General features: G+C 29.9%; 23 protein-coding genes and 1 riboswitch. All 23 genes read right to left on the bottom strand.

The genetic code is table 11. The annotated features are described in order from the left end of the window. Nucleotides 1–9: 9 nt before the first annotated feature. The 23 genes from ABF633_RS07495 to nifH all read right to left on the bottom strand — a co-directional run bounded on the left by ABF633_RS07495 (nucleotide 10) and on the right by nifH (nucleotide 24800). Nucleotides 10–795 carry an ABC transporter ATP-binding protein gene (locus ABF633_RS07495; protein WP_415523043.1) on the bottom strand — a complete coding sequence of 262 codons (786 nt, stop codon included), beginning with the start codon at nucleotides 793–795 and terminating at the stop codon, nucleotides 10–12. Nucleotides 796–1390: 595 nt separating this feature from the next. Continuing rightward, nucleotides 1391–2845, bottom strand: coding sequence for a DHA2 family efflux MFS transporter permease subunit (locus ABF633_RS07490; protein WP_415523042.1), 1455 nt, complete (start codon nucleotides 2843–2845; stop codon nucleotides 1391–1393). A gap of 200 nt (nucleotides 2846–3045) precedes the next feature. After that, complete coding sequence (locus ABF633_RS07485; protein ID WP_415523041.1) at nucleotides 3046–3888, bottom strand: ABC transporter permease; 843 nt, start codon at nucleotides 3886–3888, stop codon at nucleotides 3046–3048. Beyond that, nucleotides 3885–5108 (bottom strand): radical SAM protein, encoded by a 1224-nt coding sequence (locus tag ABF633_RS07480; RefSeq protein ID WP_415523039.1) that lies wholly within the window; start codon nucleotides 5106–5108, stop codon nucleotides 3885–3887. The genes ABF633_RS07485 and ABF633_RS07480 overlap by 4 nt, the downstream gene beginning before the upstream one ends. A gap of 172 nt (nucleotides 5109–5280) precedes the next feature. Continuing rightward, nucleotides 5281–6330: an aliphatic sulfonate ABC transporter substrate-binding protein gene (locus ABF633_RS07475; protein ID WP_415523038.1), complete on the bottom strand. Its 1050-nt coding sequence runs from the start codon at nucleotides 6328–6330 to the stop codon at nucleotides 5281–5283. A 41-nt stretch (nucleotides 6331–6371) separates the two neighbouring features. Then, nucleotides 6372–7571: a radical SAM protein gene (locus ABF633_RS07470; RefSeq protein WP_415523037.1), complete on the bottom strand. Its 1200-nt coding sequence runs from the start codon at nucleotides 7569–7571 to the stop codon at nucleotides 6372–6374. A 417-nt stretch (nucleotides 7572–7988) separates the two neighbouring features. Further along, nucleotides 7989–9167 (bottom strand): radical SAM protein, encoded by a 1179-nt coding sequence (locus tag ABF633_RS07465; protein WP_415523036.1) that lies wholly within the window; start codon nucleotides 9165–9167, stop codon nucleotides 7989–7991. Between the two features lie 184 nt (nucleotides 9168–9351). Next, nucleotides 9352–9528: a YezD family protein gene (locus ABF633_RS07460; protein ID WP_415523035.1), complete on the bottom strand. Its 177-nt coding sequence runs from the start codon at nucleotides 9526–9528 to the stop codon at nucleotides 9352–9354. Nucleotides 9529–9697: 169 nt separating this feature from the next. After that, on the bottom strand, nucleotides 9698–10903 hold the full coding sequence (locus ABF633_RS07455; protein ID WP_415523034.1) for an MFS transporter: 1206 nt from the start codon (nucleotides 10901–10903) through the stop codon (nucleotides 9698–9700). 502 nt (nucleotides 10904–11405) lie between these two features. Then, nucleotides 11406–11582 carry a YezD family protein gene (locus ABF633_RS07450; protein ID WP_415523033.1) on the bottom strand — a complete coding sequence of 59 codons (177 nt, stop codon included), beginning with the start codon at nucleotides 11580–11582 and terminating at the stop codon, nucleotides 11406–11408. 119 nt (nucleotides 11583–11701) lie between these two features. Beyond that, a riboswitch (SAM riboswitch) is annotated at nucleotides 11702–11812 on the bottom strand. A 410-nt stretch (nucleotides 11813–12222) separates the two neighbouring features. After that, nucleotides 12223–12336, bottom strand: coding sequence for a GntR family transcriptional regulator (locus ABF633_RS07445; protein ID WP_415523032.1), 114 nt, complete (start codon nucleotides 12334–12336; stop codon nucleotides 12223–12225). Between the two features lie 73 nt (nucleotides 12337–12409). Then, the gene (locus ABF633_RS07440) at nucleotides 12410–12757 is read right to left on the bottom strand and encodes a NifB/NifX family molybdenum-iron cluster-binding protein (RefSeq protein ID WP_415523030.1); all 348 of its coding nucleotides are present in this window, start codon (nucleotides 12755–12757) and stop codon (nucleotides 12410–12412) included. A gap of 185 nt (nucleotides 12758–12942) precedes the next feature. Further along, nucleotides 12943–13284: a NifB/NifX family molybdenum-iron cluster-binding protein gene (locus ABF633_RS07435; protein WP_415523029.1), complete on the bottom strand. Its 342-nt coding sequence runs from the start codon at nucleotides 13282–13284 to the stop codon at nucleotides 12943–12945. A gap of 722 nt (nucleotides 13285–14006) precedes the next feature. After that, nucleotides 14007–14936, bottom strand: a complete 930-nt coding sequence (gene cysK / locus ABF633_RS07430) for a cysteine synthase A (RefSeq protein WP_415523028.1) — start codon at nucleotides 14934–14936, stop codon at nucleotides 14007–14009. A 503-nt stretch (nucleotides 14937–15439) separates the two neighbouring features. After that, nucleotides 15440–16105: a GntR family transcriptional regulator gene (locus ABF633_RS07425; protein WP_415523027.1), complete on the bottom strand. Its 666-nt coding sequence runs from the start codon at nucleotides 16103–16105 to the stop codon at nucleotides 15440–15442. Between the two features lie 93 nt (nucleotides 16106–16198). Further along, nucleotides 16199–17383 (bottom strand): MFS transporter, encoded by a 1185-nt coding sequence (locus ABF633_RS07420; protein WP_415523026.1) that lies wholly within the window; start codon nucleotides 17381–17383, stop codon nucleotides 16199–16201. A 113-nt stretch (nucleotides 17384–17496) separates the two neighbouring features. Beyond that, nucleotides 17497–18477, bottom strand: coding sequence for an alpha/beta fold hydrolase (locus ABF633_RS07415; protein WP_415523025.1), 981 nt, complete (start codon nucleotides 18475–18477; stop codon nucleotides 17497–17499). Nucleotides 18478–18728: 251 nt separating this feature from the next. Further along, nucleotides 18729–19073 (bottom strand): NifB/NifX family molybdenum-iron cluster-binding protein, encoded by a 345-nt coding sequence (locus ABF633_RS07410; RefSeq protein ID WP_415523024.1) that lies wholly within the window; start codon nucleotides 19071–19073, stop codon nucleotides 18729–18731. A 54-nt stretch (nucleotides 19074–19127) separates the two neighbouring features. Next, on the bottom strand, nucleotides 19128–19469 hold the full coding sequence (locus ABF633_RS07405) for a NifB/NifX family molybdenum-iron cluster-binding protein (RefSeq protein ID WP_415523023.1): 342 nt from the start codon (nucleotides 19467–19469) through the stop codon (nucleotides 19128–19130). A 187-nt stretch (nucleotides 19470–19656) separates the two neighbouring features. After that, nucleotides 19657–20970, bottom strand: a complete 1314-nt coding sequence (locus tag ABF633_RS07400) for an O-acetylhomoserine aminocarboxypropyltransferase/cysteine synthase family protein (RefSeq protein WP_415523022.1) — start codon at nucleotides 20968–20970, stop codon at nucleotides 19657–19659. A 31-nt stretch (nucleotides 20971–21001) separates the two neighbouring features. Continuing rightward, a complete protein-coding gene (locus tag ABF633_RS07395; RefSeq protein WP_415523021.1) occupies nucleotides 21002–22300 on the bottom strand; it encodes a nitrogenase component 1 in 1299 nt (432 codons plus the stop codon). Nucleotides 22301–22303: 3 nt separating this feature from the next. Next, nucleotides 22304–23770, bottom strand: a complete 1467-nt coding sequence (locus ABF633_RS07390) for a nitrogenase component 1 (RefSeq protein WP_415523020.1) — start codon at nucleotides 23768–23770, stop codon at nucleotides 22304–22306. Between the two features lie 208 nt (nucleotides 23771–23978). Next, on the bottom strand, nucleotides 23979–24800 hold the full coding sequence (gene nifH, locus ABF633_RS07385) for a nitrogenase iron protein (RefSeq protein ID WP_415523019.1): 822 nt from the start codon (nucleotides 24798–24800) through the stop codon (nucleotides 23979–23981). Between the last annotated feature and the right edge of the window lie 50 nt (nucleotides 24801–24850).

Below are 24850 nucleotides of genomic sequence, written 5' to 3'. Positions count from 1 at the left end.
TAATTTTAACTATATAACATAATCTTCAAAAATATTTTCTTTACCAAAAAATTCAGTATATATTTGTTTTCTTATTACAGAAAAATCATATCCATTTCTATCTCTAGGACGAGAAAGTTCAACTGGTATAATTGTTTTTATAGTTGCAGGTCTTGATGACATCACTATAACCCTATCTCCTAAATATATTGCTTCATCTATATCATGAGTAACAAGTATCATAGTTGTCTTTTCCTTTTCCCATATTCTTAATATTTCTTTCTGCATTTGTATTCTAGTAAGTGCATCTAATGCTCCAAATGGCTCATCTAGGAGCAAAACTTGCGGTCTGTTTACTAATGCTCTTGCAATAGCTGCTCGTTGTGCCATACCCCCTGATAGCTGATGCGGATATGCCTTTTCAAATCCTTTTAAACCTACAAGTTCTATGTGTTCATTAATAATTTTTTCCTTTTCTTCCTTTGTAACATTATATAAACCAAAGGATATATTATCTCTTATTGTAAGCCAAGGTAAAAGCCTATGATCCTGAAATACCATTCCCCTCTCAGTTCCTGGCTGTCTAATTTCTTTTTCCCCAAGGGTAACTATACCAACATTATAGTCTACAAGTCCTGCTATAATTTTCAACAAAGTACTTTTACCACATCCACTATGACCTACTATGCTTATAAATTCGCCCTCCTTAATATCTAAATTAATATCATTTAGAATATCAATTTGCTCATTATTAACAATAAAATTCTTACTTAAATTATGTATATAAAGATTTTCATTCTTATTGACTTCCGACATCCGGTACCTCCACATATAAATTATTTTATAAAATAAAAAAAGCAGAGATTCCTAACAACATAACAACAAGTTACGTTTAGTTAGAAACCTCTGGTTCTCCAGTCGGTATAAAATATATTAAACCAATATGTTTTATATTTATTAAATATAATATCATGCAAAATTATATATGTCAACAATTTTTATATTTTATCCATATCATATTTATGTATTTTTCTAAACTTGAAACTAAAAGTACCAAAGTTAAAGGCAGACCTAAAAAATACTCTGATCAACAAATAGTAGCATGTATGATATATGGAGTTAAAAATAGCATATTTAGTCTAAGAGAACTTGAATATAAAATAAAAGAAGAGATTCACTATATAAGAAATTACTATTTAAAAATGTTAGTTAAATTTTTAGAATACCTCCATCAAAAAGATGTCACACTAAAAATAGCACTCTATAAAATCATTTTTTAGTTACTTTCAATATAAAAGGTTTAATACTGAAAATAAAATATTTCAGCATTAAACCTTATTTTTTATCTTGACTATTATAATCTTAGTATAAATTTTTCACAGCTTTTTAATTTGAAAAAACTTCTTTTAAATTATATTACATCATTTATCTCTTTATTTTCATTTACTATTTTCTCATACCTTTTACAGTTATATAGTCTAATTGATGTGATAATTACTCCTATAAAACAGATACCTGCAGAAATTATATACACATAACTCATTCCATAAGCAAATATATATTCCTTACCAACAACAAAATCATATACCTTATATCCGATCTTATAACTCATGCGATTATATAGTATCAAAGTTGACATTGAAATACCAAAAACAAATCCTATATTCCTTACAAGAGCATTTACACTTCCAGCAATTCCTAAATATTTTTTTGAGACTAACGACATTATTAGAGAAGTATTTGGCGATTGAAACAATCCATTTCCTACAGATATTATACCCATAAAAATCAATATAATTAAAATAGTTGAATTTTCATTTAGTTTTGCCATTAGTAAAAGTCCTATATTAATAAATACTAAACCAATTAACGTTAAAATTTCGGAACCAAATTTATCAGATAAATATCCACTTATAGGTGCTATAATACATAAAACAACCGGCGATACCATCATAATGATTCCTGTGATTCCAGGTGATAATTTAAGTACATCCTGCAGGTAAAATGGATGAATTATATTTAAACCACTGATAGCTACTGAAGAAATAACTCCACAAAATACACTAATTGAAAATAATTTATTTTTAAAAAGCTCTAACTTCAAAAGAGGCATTTTTTCCCTACTTTCTACAAAAATAAATAGAAATATAAATACTAATGAAAATAAAAATCCCATAATAATTACTGGATTTTTATATCCTATATTTTGTCCATATATTAAAGATAGAAATAGCGATATAATTGACAATGCAAACAAAATAGCACCTTTAAAATCTAATTTTTCATCTAAAGTGTCCATTTTAGGGAATATTTTAGTTGCTAATGCCAGTGTAATTATTCCTATTGGTACATTGATTAGAAATATAAAATTCCAACCAAAATTTGACACTATAACTCCACCTAATGGTGGTCCAACCAATGTTCCTAATGCAACAAAGGTACTCTGAACTCCAAGTACTCTTCCTCTTTCTTCGTATGGAAATGTTTGAGTAATAATTCCAAAACTGTTTGACATAGTTCCTGATGCTCCAATAGCTTGAATGGCTCTAGCAATTATTAATGAATATATTGAATTTGAAATTCCACATAATAGTGAGCCAATAGTAAAAAGAGTAATACCACATTTGAATATTGACGTTTTCCCCTTTATATCTCCAAGTCTTCCGCCTATAAGAATTGCAGATGATATAACTATTAAATATATTGTAACTACCCATTGGATATTTTGTATATTTACAGAAAAATTTTTTAGCATAACTGGTAATGCCACATTTACAACACTTCCATCAAGACATGCCATAAATGTCATCATTACAACAGAAAACAATATTAACCATTTATTATTTCTTTTTTCAATTAGTAACATAAGCTTTATAAAAACCTCCTTACTTAAACTTGTATAATTTAAAATTTAAATCTATATACAAAATGAGGTTAGTTTTTCTCATAAATTAACGAAAATAATCTTGAAAAAAATTAACCTCGGCTATAAAAATAATCTAAAATATAACATTTGTATAAAGACATCAAATAACATTACCGCTATTCTTTAACTTTATTAAAAGTTTATACTTCTGATGCCTGCCATTTTGAAAAATGTTTTGAAATTCTTCTTAAAACAAAGTCCATAAATGCACCTATAACTCCAATTACTATCATATCTGAAATCATAATATCAGATTGCATCAAACTTCTTGAGTCATTTATTCTGTATCCAATACCAGAGCTTGAAGCAATTATTTCTGCTGCTACCACCATTCCCCAGGCAATACCAAGTCCAAGTCTTAATCCTGTAAATATAGAAGGTAATGCTGCCGGGAAATATACCTTTCTATATAAATCTAATTTACTGACATTATTAAGCTGAGCTACTTCTAAATAACCTTTAGGTGTATTTTTTATACCACTTATGGTGTTTAAAAGTATTGGAAAAAAAGCTGCCTTGGCAATTATTACAATTTTAGATGTCTCACCAATTCCACACCAAAGAATAATTAAAGGTATCCAAGCCATAGTAGGTACCTGCCTAATTGTTGTAAAAAGCAATGAAAAAATATTATTAGCTTTAAAAGAAACTCCCATTATTACTCCAAAAAATATTCCAATGATAACCGCAAAAAAATAACCTTCCATAACTCTAATTAAGCTTATACTAACATCGGTTAATAACTGTCCATTTTCTATTTGAGCTAAAAATGCCTCAAAAACACTCTGTATAGTTGGAAGTATTGCTACTGGTAAAATATTTAACGATGCAACAATCTCCCATATTACCATTATGAAAATAGGTAGAAGTGCACCAATAGTAAATCTTTTTATATTTTTGAAATTATACTTCACTTTAGTTTGTTTTTTTATTAATTTTTTTTTATTAACTGCACTTCTTGAATTCAAAATCTGCGTATTCATTTGATCGCTCCTTCTAATTTAAATTTGTTAAATACAGGTAGAAGTCCATTTTCTATTTTATAAAAATCTGCAACTAAAAAATCAGAAGATGGTGCACTGTCAGCTATATGTTCAAATGTAATACCATATTTTCTATAAATATCAAAAGTCTTTTTTGCCATATCCCAGTGCCATTCCGGCTCAGGTGTACGATGACCTTCAAGTCCTGAACCTGGATTTGGATTCCATGCACCAGTTAATACAGGTATACCTTTAGACACAAAGTATTCAACTCCCTCAAGTGTGGCGTTTTTGGGTTCAAGACCCGCAACAATACCAGTCCTTGCACGACCAAATCCAAATACTTCTCTTGCATATTCAATTGCTTTTACCCAGTTTTCCCAGCCACCACATTGAATATCCTTACCAGGACAAATAGCTTTAAATAGATTTTTATCCCAAACTTCAATATTGATTGCGATTGTTCTATAACCAACCTCTTTATAGTGCTCTATAACTTCCAAATCAAGTGGTGCCCCTATAACTGCTGTACCGTTAAAATCCTTTAGACCAGTATATTCTTTAACTGCTTCTGCTACGTCAATATAATAATCTACTTCCCTACGCTCTGCAATAAATCCTCCTGTAAGATTAAGATGATTTGCAACTCCCTCATCATAGGCTGCTTTAACCGTTTCTGCAATCTGCTTTGGATATTTCCACTTATGATTTTCTTTTTCTCCATATACATCCTTAGTGGCATTAACATTGCAAAATAAGCAATCTTGTCCTTGATCTTTTAAGGAACATTCATTACTATATGTGACATGTACTGTACCACTTTGAGTAAAGTTTCCTACATGAGACATTTCTACTCCATCTGAAGTATGAAGATTATAATATTTAGGACGTTTAAAGAACTCAATAGGGAAAATTTCATGTCCTCTGTCAGTAAGGAAATATCTGCTGCCATCATACTCAATTTTGTATTGAGATTTTCTATCCCATTTAAGACCTATTCTGAAACCATTTGGTGTATTATATCCACATGGAAATTCTATTCCAACATGTGTCTCATGATCACTTTCAGATTGACCATGAATCTGTTCTTGATATATTCCCCCTAAATCAAGATTCTTAAATATTTCAGTGTTGAAGTTAACTCCTTCTACGCTAACTTTATTTTTTATTTTTAGCTCATCATAAAGCTTTTTCTTTAACTCATTTTTTAAATCATACATAAATATCCTTCCTTTTTAATAACTTTAATTCAAGTAGCCTCTTACGGATGAATCTTACTTAATAGAAGTTTATATCTCTACTAGCTCCATGAAAAGCATGACGCCGATTGTATTTTTAGAAAATTCAATATTACATCGGCTAATCGTAGAGTAAAATATATTATTTAATACATTATTTTTTAATAGCTTCTTCAAGATATTTTTTATTTATCCACTTATTGATGTCAACACTACTCTTAGATAATTTATTATCAACAAGAAATTTATTTACTAAATCAAAACGTTTAGTGAATTCCGAGCCAATTTGCAAATCGTCTCCAAATTTATTATCTGGATACACTAAATCAAATATTTCTTTTGTAGTTCCACTCTTTACCCATATTTGTTTCGCCTCATCTGGGTTAGCATCTTCAAACTTTTTGGCTTCATTTAAACCTTTTATAATAGCAACTAAAATTCCTGGATTATCCTTAGAAAAATCTGTTCTTGCTATTAATCCACCAGCTCCTTTCCATTCTGGATTTTTTGTAGAATCTAAAATTATTTTCCCGTATTTTTTTAGGACAAGCCTTTGTGCATTTGCAGCTGGATTTACTGTAGCATCAACAGTTTTGCTTATAATTGCTGTTTCAGCATCTGGTGCGGTCATATTTATAAATTGAATATCATTTGCAGTCATACCATTTGCCTTTAACATTTCAAGAAGAGTTCTATGCATAAAAGAGCCTTTCATAGTTGCAATTCTTTTACCTTTTAATTCTTTTATAGAAGTAATTTTTGAATCTGCTGGTACAACTAATGCCGCATCAGTGTTAAGACCTCCTGATGCAATTAATTCTGTATTTATACCAGCACTTTTCCCCAATAATGCAGGCACATCTCCTAGAGATCCAAGATCTATACTCTTACTAGCAAGTGCTTCATTTATTGCTGGACCAGCCCCAACAAAAGGAACCAATTCAACTTTTACACCTATCTTATTGAGTTCATTAGTTATATAACCTTTTTCCTGTGCAATCCCCAAAAGACCAGATGGAAAACTTTTTCCGCTATCCACATATCCAATTTTTACAGTAGTTGCTGTATGCTTATCCGCTGATATGGATGATGCTGAGCTATTATTTGCTGATTTTGAATTATTACTTTTCGCTTTATCTCCACATCCGACTAATACTAAAGTAACTATAAATATTATATTGATTAAAAGAACTAGCTTTTTCACTATTATCAACTCCCATTGATTACTTAAAATTTGCAGTATAATTAAACAACTCTTTCCTTTTCTTTAAAAATAGGTAATAATTCTTCTTCAATTCTATATAAATCATGTATTAGAAAATCTGGAAAAGGAGCAATATCAAAATAATTTTCATATGTAAATCCTGCTTTTCTGAATATATCAAAGCATTTCAATGCCATATCAAAGTGCCATTCAGATTCAGGTGTTCTGTGTCCTTGCAGTTTTGATCCTGGATTAGGATTCCAAGCTCCTGTAAGACTAATTATTCCCTTGGCTGCTAAGGCCTCAACGCCTTCCAATGTAGATTTTTTAGGTTCAATACCAGCGACAAATCCACATCTTACATGTCCATAGCCAAACACTTTAACTGCATAATCCAATGCCTTATTCCAATGCTCCCAACCACCACAAACTTCAACTTTACCTGGACAAATAGTTTTAAAAATATTTTTATCCCAAATTTCAATATTCATAGCTATAGTTCTAAAACCAGCTTCTTTGTACTTATCAATAACCTCTAAATCAAGAGGGGCTCCTATAACTGCTGTACCATTAAAGTCTTCTAAACCAGTATGCTCTTTAATTTCATCAGCAACGTCTATATAATAGTCTACTTCTCTTCGTTCAGGTATAAATCCACCTGTTAATGTCAGATGTCTTGCCCCTTCTTTGTAAGCCGCAGCTACAGTTTCACCTATTTGTTTTGGATTTTTAAATTTTATATTTTCCTTTTCACCATAGGTATCTTTTGTGGAATTTGCATTACAAAATAAACAATCTAATCCTCTATCCTTTAAAGAACATTCATTACTATAAGCAACAGAAATAGAACCACCCTGAGAATAAGTTGCTACATGTGACATAAGAGTTCCATCAGAGGTATTTAAATCATAATATTTTGGCTTTTCATGAAAATCTATTGGGAATAATTGATTTCCTTTATATAGTAAATAATATCTTCCATTTTCATATTCTATAGAATATTTTGATCTTGTATCTAAATTAAAAGCATATCTCAATCCATTAGGAGAAGTAAAACCACAAGGCAAATCCACATCTTCATGAGTTTCATGATCCATTTCAAACAATGTGTGAATTTGCTGTTGATACTTACCACCTAAATCTAGATGCTTAAATATTGACAAATTAGCATTTATTCCTTCGATACTCACCTTGTTTTTTAGTTCTAATTCTTTATACAATTTATTTTTAATCTCAGACATTTTTAATCAACTCCATATAAAATATTAATTTTTTTAGTGCTATAAATTTTTGTACATATTTAATTTGTCTTTTATACTATCTTCAATGGAAACTACAGCAAAGTAAACTTCTCTTTTTTCTATAGATACTTAATACTGTATTTTTTCCACAGCTTATACTCCTCTCTCTATAACTACAATATTTTTACATTAGAAAACAAAAAAAACTAAATTTTATTTTTGCAATAAAAATAAAATTTAGCCTCCAAATTTTTTGGTCAACCAATTTATAGTATTCATATATGTTTTCTAAAATTATAAAGTATATTTATTTATATGTCAATATATAAATAAATTCAATACCATTACTTATATTTATCAAAAAATAATAGAAAGCAAAACACATATTAGATTTTAATGTATTTTGTCATAATTACATTAATTAAATACAGATAATAAACCATCTTCTATCTTATAAATATCATGTACTATCCCTATTGGAGCTGAAACATCACACAATTGTTTATACGTAAAACCTGCTTTCTTATGGATAGCTGCTACCTTCTTGTTTAAATCAAAATGCCATTCTGCTTCTGGAGTACGATGCCCCTCTAATGCTGACCCAGGATTTGGGCACCAAGGTGCTGCAAAGCATATTACTCCTTTTGATGCAAGATATTCTACACCTTCTAAAATAGACTGCTTAGGTTCGATCCCTGCAACTAGATTTGATCTTACCTTTCCATATCCGAATACATGCGCTGCATTTTCTAATGCTTTTACCCAGTTATTCCATCCTCCACATTGCTTTACTTTCCCAGGGCAAATAGTATTATATATATTTTTGTCCCATATTTCTAGATTCATGGCTATTGTATTAAAACCTGCTTCTTTATATTTCTCTATAACTTCAAAATCCAAAGGTGCTCCTATCACTGCAGTTCCATTAAAATTTTCAAGACCTGTAAGTTCCTTTACAGCTTCTGCCACATCTATATAATAATCTATTTCCCTTCGCTCAGGTATAAAACCACCAGTTATATTTAAACGGGTAGCTCCTTCTCTAAGTCCTGCTGCATAAGTTTCAGCTATCTGCTTAGGATACTTCCAATATATTCCTTCAGCTTCGCCATAAGCATCTTTTGTGGCATTTATGTTGCAAAACAAACAATCTTCACCCTTATCTTTTAATGCACACTCATTACTATATGCAACAGATATGGACCCTCCAGTTTGATACATACCAACGGTAGACATTGGTGTACCATCTGATGTTTTTAATCCATAGTACTTTGGCCTCTTTAAAAACTGAGTTTCAAATAATTTATTTTCCTTATAATATAAGTAATAATCTCCATCCTCAAATTTAATGGAGTATGCTGATCTTCTATCCCATCTAAAAGGTATATCTAATCCATTAGGTGACTTATAGGCAAAAGGCAGCTTAGTACCAACATGCTGCTCATGATCCCTTTCAAATAGGCAATGAACTTGCTCTTGATACTTGTCTCCCAATTCTAAATTTTTGAATATCTTAGGATCAACATTAACACCTTCAACCGTTGCTGCAACCTTTATTTCTAGTTCATGATAAAGTTTCTTTTTCAAATCACTCATTTAAATCTCTCCTATAGTTTAAATTTAATACATAAAAAAAACTAAGTTCACCTTTTTTAGTAAAACTTAGTCTCTAGTGGTCCTAGTCAACATATTTACTCCACCTATAATCATCATACATATATTTTTCTAACAAGTGTTAAAAATTTTTACATACTATTTCAATTGTAAAATTGCTATTAAATTATTTAAGCCTTATCTTTTCATTGGTTTCTACTTGTATAAGAACTCCATCTTGAAGTACTAATTTTACAGAACCATAACTGATATCTTTTAGCGTTTCTAATATAATTCTAATATATTCTTGAGAATTAGTGTTATTATTTTTATGCAATCTGCTTATATTTTTTACATTCCCCACAATAATTTATCCCCCCAAATTTATGCAAATTAAAAATATTCATTAAAAACTGATGTAATCTTCAACACATAACAAAAACCCTCCTTCATTATATTGATAGTAGTCTACATATATCTATTTTATTAGATTACCTAAATAGATTGCATTATTTTGAATACTTATTATTTACTTAATTACAGTTTTCAATTTCATAAGATTTTTTTGTCATTTTTAAATCCTTAAATATAATGTAAAATCCCAGCAAAACAAATAATGGTACATATATTAAAAATACAAATTTAATACTAAACCTCTGTCCTATAAACCCGCCAATTGTAGGTCCTAAGCTTGCTCCAATACCAGTGCATGCAGCAAATAGCCCCGAAATTTTTCCCTTTTTACCCTCAATTTCACCTACTCTAGAATAAGTAATTAAATTAGTCATTCCTAATCCCAATCCCATAATAATAGTTCCTAATGCTATAAATGTTATACTTTGTTGAAAAACTACTATTAACGTTCCTACAATAACTAAAATGAAACTTTCTAAATAAAGAGTTGATGCCTTAAACTTATATAAAAGATGCCCACCTAAAAATACAGTAATTATAAATGCACTACCTTCCATAATTATAAGCCAAGAGGCATAAATAGATTTAAGATGGTAATTAGAAACCACAAGAACAATAATAAAAGTTACAAATGTTGAAAAACAAGCAGTGGATATGCTTTCTACCAGCGCTGTTTGCTTAATAATATTATTTCTTAAAAGTAATTTTAAATCATAATATTGTTCTTTGAAAATTTGGATTAAATTTTCAGGTTTAGATTTTATGCTTTTATCACTTAGTATATAAAGAATTAAACTTGGAATTAAAATCATCATTCCAATTAATACAAATATCCATTTATAACTTATATTTTGCACTATATATCCTCCTATAAATGGTCCTATAAAAGTTAATCCTATAGACATAGAACCTTTATACCACCCAGATTTTTTCTTTCCTATTGTTTTTAGATTTTTGAAAAATGCAGCATTTAAAGAAGTAAATCTCAATGAATTTGTAAACCCTTGAATACCCATACCAATTATCAAGAAAATAGGTAATTTTATGAAAGAAAAAGTAAAAATAATAATAGCACCTATAACACTTCCAACTATATATAATTTTCTTGAACCATAATAATCTATGAGAAAACCTGATGGTAATACTAAAAGCAACATACCAAGACCCGAAACTCCTTTTATTATTCCTATTTGAGCAGTACTGGCATTAATGCTTAACGAATAAAGTGGTATAACCATTTGCAGTATTCCTCCAGATGTACCAGATATTATATTTAATATTATAAATCCTAGTATTATTTTATCTTTTGTTGGAAATTTATCCAATTTATTCCCCCTCCTATTATCTTATTATATTCTAAAAAAATTCTATATTACAAATAGAAGGCTAAGTTTTATCTCTTATAATAAAACTTAGCCTCCAGTATTTCTGGTCAACTTATTTACATCATTTAAATATTTTATATTAAATATATAACCATTCTTATAACAAAAATGTTATTATATCCAATATTTAACATTAACAGTATAGATATTTATTAGAATTCATAAATATTTCACCTACAAAAATAAATTTTCGAAAATTATATACTTTTTAAAAGGTTCTACGTTAAAATGCACAGTTAACTTTTATAACTTGTTTATTACGCTGATTTTTTCAATAAAATAAAATGTAAAAATTATATAATATTTAATATCAAGCACTCATTCTGATGATGAGCCTTTTAAAAATAATATAATAATATATTAAAAACCAAATTTAATATTTATAGTAAGTATTTATCAAGAACTTATATGAGTATTATAGGCAAAAAAAATTATGAAATGTTTATTTAAGTCTTATTTTTTCATTCGTTTCTATTTGTATGAGAACTCCATTCTGAATGACTAATGTTATAGAACCATATTTTATATCATTTAACAATTTTAGTATTTTTTCTAAATTTACTTGAGAAACCGTATTCGTATCTTTATATAATCTACTTACATTATTTATATTTTCCAAAATTATTTACCCCCCTAAAAATATAAAAAATTTAAAATTATTTATTAACTTTCTTGTTACTCAATACATAAATAGAGACCTCCTTCATATTGAAAGAGGTCTTATATTTCATATACCCTCTCTCATCTACCGTTAAACATTCAACTGCAGGATTTGGCACCTTTCTAATTACACATATGAAGGTTGCCGAAGCTTCATCGGGCCAGTCCCTCTGCTTCTCTTGATGAGATTAATTAATTATTATTTTATAATATAAATTTATTTTGATAGTACTATAACAGGGTCTTTTTACTAAACATATAAGAAAAATAGGTATTTAATTAAAATAAAAATTTCTTATATATATTTTTACCATATAAATATGATTTTGTCAATAATAATAAAATGCTAATCTATTAACATTCTAACATGCTCTATATCTCATTCTATATGTTTAAACATATATTCCGCTGCCTTTTGTGAATTTCTTTCTTCCATGAGCTTAAAAATTTCTAGGTGCTGTTCATATATTTCCTCACACCTATTTTTTCATTTAAGTTTATTATTCTATAAAAATAAACTAAAGATTTCAAAAATTTGCTGCATATCCTCTTTTGCCGGTTCATATACTTTAAATTTTCTACCATCTTTTATTTAATAATCATTTCATTGCTAAACTTCTTATAGCTTCTCTTACAGGGCTTCTACTAGTCTCAAATTGTTCAGCAATTTTTGTTTCACAAATATATTCACCATTTTTAAGAACTAAATTCAAAAAACAATTCTTATTATTCAAATTTGTTTTATTGAAATTATTATGATTTTTCTACCGCTATTTGTCAAATACTTTATTGTGTATTAATAGTTGAATAGTATTTAATCACTTTATTTAAAGCATTTTCTATAGAATCTTCTACATCAAAGACCTCTATTCCATTACTTCTTAATATTCTTAAAGCACCATCACCTATTTGTGTCACTAATACAAACTTACATCCACTTAATCCTTTTATAGTATTTTTTAATTTAGAAACATGATCCTCATGCTTACTATGAAAATCTATTGCTTTTCTTAATTCTACAAATTTAAAATTATTATTATCTTCCACTTTATAAACAAAGAACTGCTCAGCGCTTCCAAAATGTTGATTTATATCTTTACCATCACTACTAGCAACTGCTATTTTATATGACATTTTATTACATCTCCATTCACATAATGTATATTTATTTACTTGAAATTTATTTAGAGTCATCATCAGAATGTGTGCTGGACATTAAATATCATATAATTTTTAGACTTTATTTTATTGAAAAAATCAGTATGATAAACAAGTTATAAAAGTCAAGCGCACATTTTAACGTAGAACCTTTATTTATGTTAAAAATATTTCTCCTCAATATTAGAAGAAACATATTGCAAAACATCATCTATGGCATCAGATGTTTCATAGGTAATTATGCCTTTATGGAATAATACATTCTCTGGCTCCACAGCTATCATACTTATAAGCACAACTTTGCAATCTAGTAGAAAATTTATAGTCTCGTACATGGAATTTTTCTGCTGCTCACTATCATTGCATATATGATTATTTTCTCTAACTTCTAATAAATTAAATTTTTTATCTTCAACTTCATAAATTGCAAATTGTGTAGCTTTATCAAAATTCTGATTTACAAATTTACCATTAGAAGTAGCAATAGCAACTTTATATGACATTAAATCCCTCCCCATAAAATATAATAATTTTATAAGACCATTATTCAAATACCCTATTAAATACCTGATCTAAATCGTCAATAAGATCCCGATGATCCTCTAATCCTACCAATATTCTAGTTGATATCTTATTTCATTTTATAGAACGCTATTTAACTATTTAAATATGAATATCAGGTATATTAACATAATAAAATGTAATAAAAAAAGACTAACATTTACTTTACATATATAATAAAAGTAAATATAGTCTCTAGTTTTTCTAGTCAACAGCGCACACAATACCAAGTATTCATATTTGTTTAATTTAAATTATAAAACTAAAAAACTATTTTGTCAAATATCTTAATTATAATTAATATGTAACTAGGAGCCTTATTTCTTATGTATTTCTGCAATACTATCGTAGAATCAATGCCCATGAAGCAGTTAGTAGTTTATTTGAATAAATACAATACAAGATGAAATTTGTGAGAAAAATTTTTATAATAAATAAAAGCAAAATATAAAATTACCGACCTATGTGTCTAAAATAAGAGTAAGTTTGATTTAATACTTAATATGATAAAAAAATCTATAAAAATAGAATTGTCCTAAATTTGCTTTAAATAAGCCTTTAGAGACAATTCTTATAGCTTAAAATATAGTTTTTAGTGGCGCGAAGGTTAAGTTAGCTATTATTGTGAAATATATAATTTTAATTCCACTTTATCATAATAAGGTTATTGAAATAAAGGTGTTGATAAATATCTTTCACCAGTATCGGGTAACAATACCACTATCTGCTTTCCTTTGTTTTCTGGTCTCTTTGCAATTTGTGTTGCTGCAAAGGTAGCTGCACCTGAAGATATACCTACCAATAAGCCTTCATTTTTTGCCAATTCTCTTGCAGTTTCAGTAGCTTCTTCATTTTTTACCTGAAATATTTCGTCTATAACTTCAGAATTAAATGTATCTGGAATAAATCCTGCTCCAATACCTTGAATTTTGTGTGGTCCTGGTTTTCCACCAGATAAAACTGGCGAATCAAATGGTTCAACAGCAATAATCTTTATATTAGGGTTTTTACTTTTTAATGCTGCACCTACACCACTAACAGTACCACCTGTACCGACCCCAGCTATAAAAATATCTACTTGTCCATCTGTATCTTTCCAAATCTCTTCAGCAGTAGTCTTTTTGTGAATCTCAGGATTATTTGGATTCTTAAATTGTTGTGGTATAAAAGAATTTGGATTTTCCTTTGCCAATTCTTCAGCCTTTTTAATGGCACCTTTCATTCCTTCTGGCCCTGGTGTTAAAACTAACTCTGCACCAAGCGCTTTGAGAAGATTTCTTCTCTCCAAAGTCATTGTCTCAGGCATAGCCAGTATAAGTCTGTATCCTTTTGAAGCTGCCACAAAAGCAAGTCCTATTCCTGTATTACCACTTGTAGGTTCAATTATAACCGTGTCTTTATTTATTAGGCCCTTTTCTTCCGCGTCTTTTATCATAGCATATCCAATTCTATCTTTTACACTTCCTGCTGGATTAAAATACTCTAATTTAGCAATAACTTCAGCTTCCAATCCCTTGTGAGCATTATAATTTGAAAGTTCTAACAATGGTGTATTTCCAATTAAATCAACTAATTTTTTTGCTATTTTTGACATATTTATTTCCCCCCTAAAATTTTACATTATAACCTACTATTCATATTTGTTTTTTATAATATCATATTACATACATAAATTCTATAGTTTTTTATTATTTATAAATAATTTTTTTATATTCCTTTTGATTTCTTCACAATATCGTGAAGATCACCATTACAACCTGTTACAGATCCCAAACGATTTTCTCTTGTTGGCACTGCTTATCCCTAACCATTAAACACTAGTTGATTATTTTAAAAATCAATAATTAGCTTAAATTTTACTAGTAACACAGTAAACTACTAGTAATTTTAAAGTATTAATGTTAATATTCATCATTGTTGTATTGATATTTAAATAGAAAAATAAAAAAGACTATTATTTACTTCAAATATATAGAAGCAAATATAGTCTCTAGTTTGTCTAGTTAACTGTATATGGAAATTTTCCCACCATTAAATTTATTTAGTTTTTATTATAAATCCAATAAATCATTTTGTCAATATTAATAAAATTGTAAATCAATTATCTATTAACATTCTAACATGCTCTATATCGCATTCTATATGTCTAAACATACATTCTGCTGCCTTTTGTGAATTTCTTTCTTTCATAAGCCTAAAAATTTCTAGATGTTGTTCATATATTTCCTCATATCTATTTTTTTCATTTAAAGTTATTATTCTATAAAAATAAACTAAAGATTTTAAGTTATCCAATTGATTTTTAATACGAATGTTTTTGCTATATTCTAAAATTAAATCATGAAATTTTGTATTCAATAAAATTATTCCAGTGTCTAATTTATAATTAGGCTTTTTTATTTCATTTTCAACCTGAAATAAAGCATTTTCAATCTTCTCCAGCTCATCATTTGAAGCTCTTTCTGTAGCCAGTTTTACTGCAACAAATTCTAAACCTTCACGACATTCAAAAATTTGCTGCATATCTTCTTTTGTTGGTTCATATACTTTAAATTTTCTACCATCTTTTATTAATAGTCCTTCCATTTCTAAACTTCTTATGGCTTCTCTTACAGGACTTCTACTGGTCTCAAATTGTTCAGCAATCTTTGTTTCACAAATATATTCACCATTTTTAAATGTACCATTAAAAATCATCTGTTTAATGCTATTATAAGCCTGTTCATAATAAGATTGTGTTTTTTTTATTATGAATTTATCCATATCTCTGCTTTATCTCCTTTGATTTAGGCATATGAAAATAAATAGTAAGTCAAAGATTCTAGCATATTGACCAGTTATTTATTTAAATGTGCCTTACTTTGTTTTACCAAGTTTATAACCAATAAGTGCAGCAACTTGCGTAATCAATCCCAATAAACATACTCCAATCCATCCAAAATGTAAATAGCTATATGAACTAAAGAAAGATCCTAAAGCCCCTCCTATGAAATAGGAAACCATAAACACCGTATTAATTCTATTCCGAGCCTTTCCATCTAATGCTTGTATTCTAGCCTGATTGGATACCTGACAGGACTGAACTCCCAAATCAAGCAATATAACTCCAATAATTAATCCCCAAATTTTAAACCCAAAAACTAAGAAAAATATATATGCTATTATTGTAATAATTATCGCTATTCCAATAGTAAATTTAGGACTCTTCTTGTCTGCTATTCTACCTACAGACGGTGAAGCTAAGGCTCCTGCAATTCCAACTAATCCAAATAATCCAGCAACCTCTGCACCCATATGATAATGTGAACTTTCTAATAAAAAAGTAAGTGATGTCCAAAGTATACTAAATGCAGCAAACATCATAGCTCCATTAAAAGCAGCTTCTCTTAAAACAGGTTGAGTTTTCACTAGTGTTCCCATTGATTTCATTAATTGACCATATTTTAATTTTGAAGTAGGCTTACATATAGGCACTAACAACTTTACAGTAACAGCTAAAATCAACATCATTATTGAAGCAATAAAATAAACTACTCTCCATCCAAAATGTTCTCCTACAATTCCGCTGAAGGTACGGGATAATAATATTCCTATTAATAATCCACTAAAGACTGTACCAATTATTTTGCCTCTTACTTTTGGATCTGCAAGTTCTGCTGAAAGTGGTACCATAAGTTGAGGAACTACAGAAGTGAAGCCAATAGCAAAAGATGCAATTGCCACAAATTTTATATTAAAGGAATAAGACATCAACATAAGTGAACAAGCAGCACATATTAATAATGTAACAATCATAAATCTTTTTTCTCTTATATCCGCCAAAGGAAGTAAAAAGAACATGCCAACTGCGTATCCTATTTGAGTGAGCATAGCCACAAAACCTATACTTACTTCATTAACTCCAAAAACTCTGGCTATTTCAGAGAGTAAAGGTTGTATATAGTATAAATTTGCTACTGTAACCCCACAGGTTATTGCCATGACTAAAACTAAAGAATTATTTAATTTAAAATTTGTATCTGCAACAGTATCATTTTTCATAATCACTAATACCACTTCTTTCAAAACTTTTCACATTTAGTCGACGTCGACTAAATACAAGCTAATTATAATAAATAAACTATTTTTTATCAATAGTTTATTTATTATTAGAATTAGTGACTATCAATCCAATGAAGTATATCTTTAAACACCAAATTTCTGTTAGTTTCTCTTAATATACTGTGTCTTTTTCCTTCGTACATATTAAAAGATATATCTTTTAATCTTTGCTCTTTATAAATATTAAATAATTCTTTAATCCCATTACCATTATCACTAAGAGGATCCTCGCTGCCCGACAGGAAAAATATTGGTAAATCCTTTGGAATCTTTTCAATATTATTCTTTTCGTTTCTATCTTTTAATGCATTAATGAAGTCAAAATAAAAACCAACGTTAAAGGGTATATTAGCATAAGGTGATTCTAATGATTCCTTAAGCAATTTTTCATCACTGGTTATCCAATCAAATTCTGTTCTAGCAGGCTTAAATTTGTCATTTAAATCTCCAAATAGAGCATTAAATACTTCTACTGAAGGTTCAAGTCTTCCACGTTTTTCTATTTCTTCTCTAGCTATCTGTAATAAATATTCAAATCTTTCTTCATTTAATTCACTTATTGCACCAGTGCATATAATGCCATTTATACCACCACCATATTTATAAGCATAAATTTGTGATATTACAGACCCTAAACTATGACCTAGAAGAAAAATCTTTTTATCAGGATATTTCTTTTTAATATTTTCAGTTAATATTTTCAAATCTACAGCCATGTGATTTAAACCATCTGTCCCTGCATTACCCGCATTATATTTATAATTTGAATCATCTATGTTTCCTGCTGTCCTACCGTGCCCTAATGCTTCATTAATATATACTACATATCCGTTTCTTCTAAAAAAATTTGCAAATTCTTCATAATACTCAGTAGTTTCCCCTAAACCATGTGCTATTTGAATAATTCCCTTTATATTATCTTTTTCTTTTGGATACCAAACTTTTGTATATATTTTCACTCCGTCATAATCTTCGAAAAAAAATGCTTTTTCAGAATCTGCATTGCGGATCTTTTTTAATATATTTACTGCCATTTATATACCACCTCATCAATGAATCTTACTCAGTTGGAGTTTGTATTCCCACTATTATTAAAATACTAAAGGCTAAGTTTAATCTTTTAAGATTAAACTTAGCCTTTAGTATATCTAATCAACTAAATTAAATATTTTATTAATTATAGTTCCATTTTTTAGAACTAAACTTAAAATGCAATTCATACTTTTCAAATCTATTTTATTGTAATTAATATAATTTTTATACTAATATTTGTAAAATGATTTTATTACAAGTTAACTGTTGAATAGTATTTAATCAATTTAGGTAAAGCATTCTCTATTGAATCTTCTACGTCAAAAGCCTCTATTCCATTACTTCTTAATATTCTAGAAGCACCATCTCCTATTTGTGTCACTAATACAATCTTACATCCATTTAATCCTTTTATAGTATTTTTCAATTTAGTTACATGATCCTCATGTTCACTATGAAAATCTGTGGCTCTTCTTAATTCTACAAATTTAAAATTCTTGTCATCTTCTACTTCATAGACAAAAAACTGTTCAGCCCTTCCAAAGTGCTGATTTATATCTTTACCATCACTGCTGGCAACTGCTATTTTGTATGACATTTTATCATCTCCAATCCTTATCATACATACCTATTTACTCGGAATTTATTTATATTAAAAATATTTGCCTTCAATATTAGAAGAAACATATTGTAAGGCATTCTCTATGGAATCAGAAGTTTCATAACTGAGTATACCCTTATCAAATAATACCTGGTCCGGGCCCACACCTATCATACTTATAAGTACTATTTTACAATCCAATAAAAGATTTATGCTATCATACATAGCATTTTCCTGATGACCATTATCACCGCAAGCAGGGCTATTTTCCCTAACTTCTAACAAATTGAATTTTTTATCTTCAACTTCATAAATTTCAAATTTTGTAGCTTTACCAAAATGCTGATTAACAAATTTACCATCAGAAGTGGCAATTGCAACTTTATATGACATTAAATCATCTCCTCGTAAAAGAATATTAAAACATTATTCAAATGCCTTTTTAGGCATCTGAAAATAAATAACAAGTCAAAGATGCAACGTATATTTTCAATCCAACAAGGAAACAGGTTTCGAAGATAGTGAGCTATCTGAGGGTTCTGTTGACGCAGTAGGATTCAAAATAGACTAGCATACTGACTTAATTATTTTTTGAAGCTGCCTCAAATGCCTGGTCCAAATCTGCAATAAGATCCTCAGGATCTTCTAATCCTACAGATATTCTAATTGTATTTGGTGCTATATCTGAAAATTCCTGTTCCTCTCTTGTAAGTTCCCCATGAGTTGTCTTTGGAGAATTAATAATAAGAGATCTTACATCTCCAACATTTGTATGATAATTGAATAATTTTATTGCATTCAAAAATTTATTAATTTCTTCATCTGTGCCCTTAAATCCAAAGCTAAAAATTGATCCTGCTCCTTTAGGTACATATTTTTCTGCAAGTTCTTTATATGGATTATCCTTAGCAGAAGGATGTTTAATCCACTCAACCTTATCATTGTCTTCTAAATAATGAATTATTTTCTTAGTATTTTCAACTTGCTTTTGAATTCTCTCTGAAAGAGTTTCAATTCCTATCAATGTTAAATAAGAATTAAATGGACTAAGAGCAGCACCAAAATATGCAAGATAATTTTTTCTTATTCTCCAGGTAAAAGGAAATTCAGGAAATACATCTAAAAAGGTTCTTGATTTTCCTTCTGAGTCTCTTAAAGTGTAGTCTAATTCCTCAGAAAATTGTGGAAACTTCCCATTTCCCCAGTTAAATTTACCACTTTCTAAGATAAGTCCTGCAATTGAATTTCCATGACCTCCTAAAGCCTTTGTAGCTGAATAGATAACAATATCAGCGCCATATTTTATAGGATTAAGAAGATATGGAGTTGCAAAAGTATTATCAACTATAAGTGGAATATCATGATCATGAGCAACTTTTGCCAGTACTTCCAAGTCAGCTATAACAGCATTAGGATTACTTATACTCTCTACAAATATTGCTTTTGTATCTGGTTTGATATCTTTGGCAAGCTCTTCAGGATTGTGAAAATTCTCTGACTTATCTATGTCAACACCAAATTTAGGGTATATCTTTTTGAAGCTATCAATAGTTCCTCCATAAAGATATGGTGTTGTAAGTATTCTTCCACCATTCTCAGCTACATTAAATAGTGTATAAGTTACTGCTGCCATTCCTGATCCAACAGCCACAGCACCAGCAGCTCCATCTAATGCCGCTACTCTTTGCTCCAAAACATTAGTAGTAGGATTGCCTACCCTAGTATAAATAAATCCAGGTTCAGAAAATGAAAATAAATTTCCTGCCCTTTCAGCGCTTCCTAAGTCAAAAGCTGCTGTTTCATAAATAGGCACAGAAGCTGCATAATTATGTTCAGCAGAATTATAGGCTCCTCTTATTTTTAATGTATCAAATTTTAATTCTTCATTTGCCATTTTTAATACTCCCCCTCGATTTTAAAACATATTAATTAAATCTGGTAAGAACTACTGAATAAATATCTTCCAAAAGTTTAAGTCCTCCACCATACCCTACATAAGAACTATTTATTACAAGCCTTTCCTGAATAGGCCATGAAATTGATAGGTAGTGTGCTTTAGTTTCTTGAGCTACCTTCTTTTCCCAAGAACTACCTAAAATCAATGGATAACCATGAAAATCAGTATTTTTTATTTCATTGTGTATTTGATATCCATCACTGGAGAATGCTACTTCTGCTTCTATTCCATAATTTAATTCTTTGAAATATCCTTCTATATTTTTTCTATATTTATCTGGAGTATCATCAATTATATATTGCTTTGATGGGAAAAGCCCAAAATCATTAACTAAAAATTTTGTCAGCGCAAGTGAATACTGAGCATCTGATACTACCACAAATCTTTTAGACATTACACGGGTTTCAAGAAATACATCTGCAAAACGCTCTATATAGTAATAATATTCTTCTTCATTTTTTGTAATAACATCTTCAACTTTTTGCTTATCTATCCCTGCAAATTCGCCTACTGCACGTAAAAACTTGCTAGTTTCAGTAGCACCTATTGGAAGGGTAGGATAATGTAAATAAGGTGTACCAAACTTTTCTTTCAAAAGTTCAACATTTTCAATCCCTGCCCAAGGAGCTACCAAAAGATTGAATTCCGCTTCTGGTATCTTATCTAAATTTTTAACACCTCTGTCGTGGCCGAATATAGTATTTGGTATTAATCCAATCTCCGCCACAAGTTTCTCTAATTGTCTTAAGTTTCCAAGCCAGAATGGATCATGTAATGGAACTCCAGCCCATATATTGACAAGTCCCTTTACCTTCTTATCCGTTGGCTTTAAATATTGTTCAATAATAGCTTTTATTACCCAATCATTGCCAAGATAATTGTTACCTTTAAAGCCTGGTGTTGAGGCATATATTACTGGTTTCTCAGTACTTTTAAAAGAACGAACAATTTCTTCTGCATCATCACCTATAACTTCTGATGTACAACTGGTTAATACCACATATAATTCCGCATCTATAACCTTAAGTGCATTGGATATGGTTTCTCTAAGCTTTTTCTCTCCACCAAATACTACTTCTTTTTCACTTATATTTGTGCAAGGAAATATATTGTGAGAAAAGTGCCCAGAGCTCCCAGCTCCCCCTGCAAGTTTTTGGCCACATCCAGGTCCTGAATGTAAAATAGGTAATGCCCCTGGAATTGATTGTACGGTTTGCATAGCTGTTAAAGCACATTTATACCTAGGTTGATCTAATATTTTTGCCATTTACTATTTTGCCTCCTTTGTCATAAACAGTGAATTGTCTTGATTGTACCACCATTCTGTGTAAGGTAATTTAACTCTAGCTGCCAGATTCTTTTCAAAACTTCTATTTTTTATTGTATCAAGCACTGTGTATGCAAAATCCAATGTTCCTTTATATCCAAATATCATATACTCATCATTAACACATAGTGCAGATGCACCCTGTTTTATCGCCCATACTGTAGTTCCCGGATGACGTGAGAAATATATATCAGGTTTATACTCATTTAATATGTTGAGTATTTCATAATTCTGTTGATCTGCTACACTTACTTTGAAATTATACGGGGAATGTTCATCTAAGTATTTAAGTGCTGCTGGCAGTTCACCATTATCATGTTTTTTATCGTGATGCCAAGATGCTGCCCATACTACTTCCATGTCTAGCTCTTGAAGTACACGGGATACTTCATAAGTATAGCCAGGTCCCATTCCAAGTACAGCTCTAAGACCCTTAAGTTCTTTCTTGACTTCTTCTATTTTAGGTAAATATATAGCTCTTTCTTTCTCTATATAGGCTTCAACCTCTGATTCTTTATTTATAACCTTTCCTATACCCCTAAGCCAGGTTTCAAAGCCTGCAACTCCCAGTGGGTTTATGCTCTTTACAAATGGAACTCCATATTTTTCTTCCAATCCATTTCCAAGATATGATCCTAGTACACCACATATGCTTACAGTAGCTAAAGATTCAGATATGTGGGAAAGTTCTTCAACTGTAGAATTTTGATATAAAAATAGAGGTTTAACACCGAAATTTGAGAATATATCGGTTATTTCCTCTCTTGCACTCTCATAAAAGTTTTTAAAATTTATCACATTAACTTTTTTTTCTGGTGGCTTTACAATACTTGTAAGTACTGCATGGTCTGAAGCATCAAAACCGGTTGCCCATATTCTTGACCTGAAGCCTTCACAATGTACTGCAGCTATAGGTACTGGTATTTCTTTTTTAAGATCTTCTACAACACTGTCCACATTTTCCCCTATAATACCAGTTAAGCAAGATGTACCTATAAAAATTGCCTTTGGCTTATATCTGTTATAGGTTTCTTTTACTATTTCACTAAGACTACTTGCACCGCCAAACACTGTATCCTTTTCATTCATATCTGTCCCTACAAAAACTGTTGCATTTGCAACTCCTCTTTTAGCGGCTAACTGTCTATTAGTAACTTCAGTATTAGGTGCCATAGCTGTACATCCAGAAGGAGCATGATTTATTATTGCCACATCTCTTATGCCTGAAAGTTGACCTAGAGCACAACCTGCATTACAAGAACTGGATTGACTGAAGCATCTATCTCTATTCTTTAAGTCTCCACATTTTGATTTATTTACAATATCGTGAAGATCACCATTATAACCTGTTACAGATCCCAAACGATTTTCTCTTGTTGGTACTGCAGATACCTTTAAATTAACTGCCATGAAATTTTCCCCCTGAATTTTAAATATTTTAAAAATACCTTAGCTTGCAGTGTTACCTGCAAGCATTGAAGCAAGTTCTTAATTCAGGTGGGGATTCTTTTACCCCATCTGAATTTTAGAACTGCAAATGCATGGCTTACTTGGCGTTGAGCTCCCACTTGAAGAAGTGGGAGACTTACGCCAAGTTAGTCAGGTTAAATTACCATTTTTATAGATCATTAAGACCGTATTGAACTAATATTTCTTCTAATCTTTCCTGAGTCATTGGCTTTGGTATAACAAACAATTCATTTTCATCTATTTTTCTCGCCAATTCTCTGTATTCATCAGCTTGTTCAGATTTAGGATCAAAATCTATGACTGTCTTTTTGTTTATTTCAGCTTTTGTTACCATTGGGCTTCTTGGCACAAAGTGTATCAATTGACTTCCAAGTTCTTTAGCAAATGCATCAAGTAGTTCATATTCATTTGCAACCTTTCTGCTGTTACAGATGATACCACCTAATCTAACTCCACCGCTCTTAGCATATTTTTGGATACCTTTTGAAATGTTGTTAGCAGCATATAGAGCCATCATTTCTCCACTTGCTACTATGTATATTTCTTGAGCTTTTCCTTCTCTTATTGGCATTGCGAATCCACCACAAACAACGTCTCCAAGTACATCGTAGAATACGTAATCTAAATCATCAGTATAAGCTCCAAGTTGTTCTAGCATATTTATTGAAGTTATTATTCCTCTTCCTGCACATCCAACTCCTGGTTCTGGACCGCCTGATTCAACGCATCTGATTCCACCATATCCATCTTTTAATATGGAATCTAATTCTACGTCTTCTCCTTCTTCTCTTAATGTATCAAGAACTGATTTTTGAGCTAGTCCTCCTAATAGTAATCTTGTTGAATCCGCTTTAGGATCACAACCTACTACCATTATTTTCTTACCCATTGTATGAAGACCTGATGTTAAATTTTGTGTTGTAGTTGATTTACCTATTCCACCTTTTCCATAAATAGCTACCTGTCTCATTTAAACATTCCTCCTGAATTTTTTTATTTTATAATAATTATTTAAAATTA

The sequence above is a fragment of the Clostridium sp. genome, assembly GCF_047718555.1.
Classification (GTDB): Bacteria; Bacillota; Clostridia; order Clostridiales; family Clostridiaceae; genus Clostridium_I.
The sequence above is the reverse complement of the archived record's forward strand: the minus strand, read 5'-3'. Positions and strand labels throughout refer to the sequence as shown.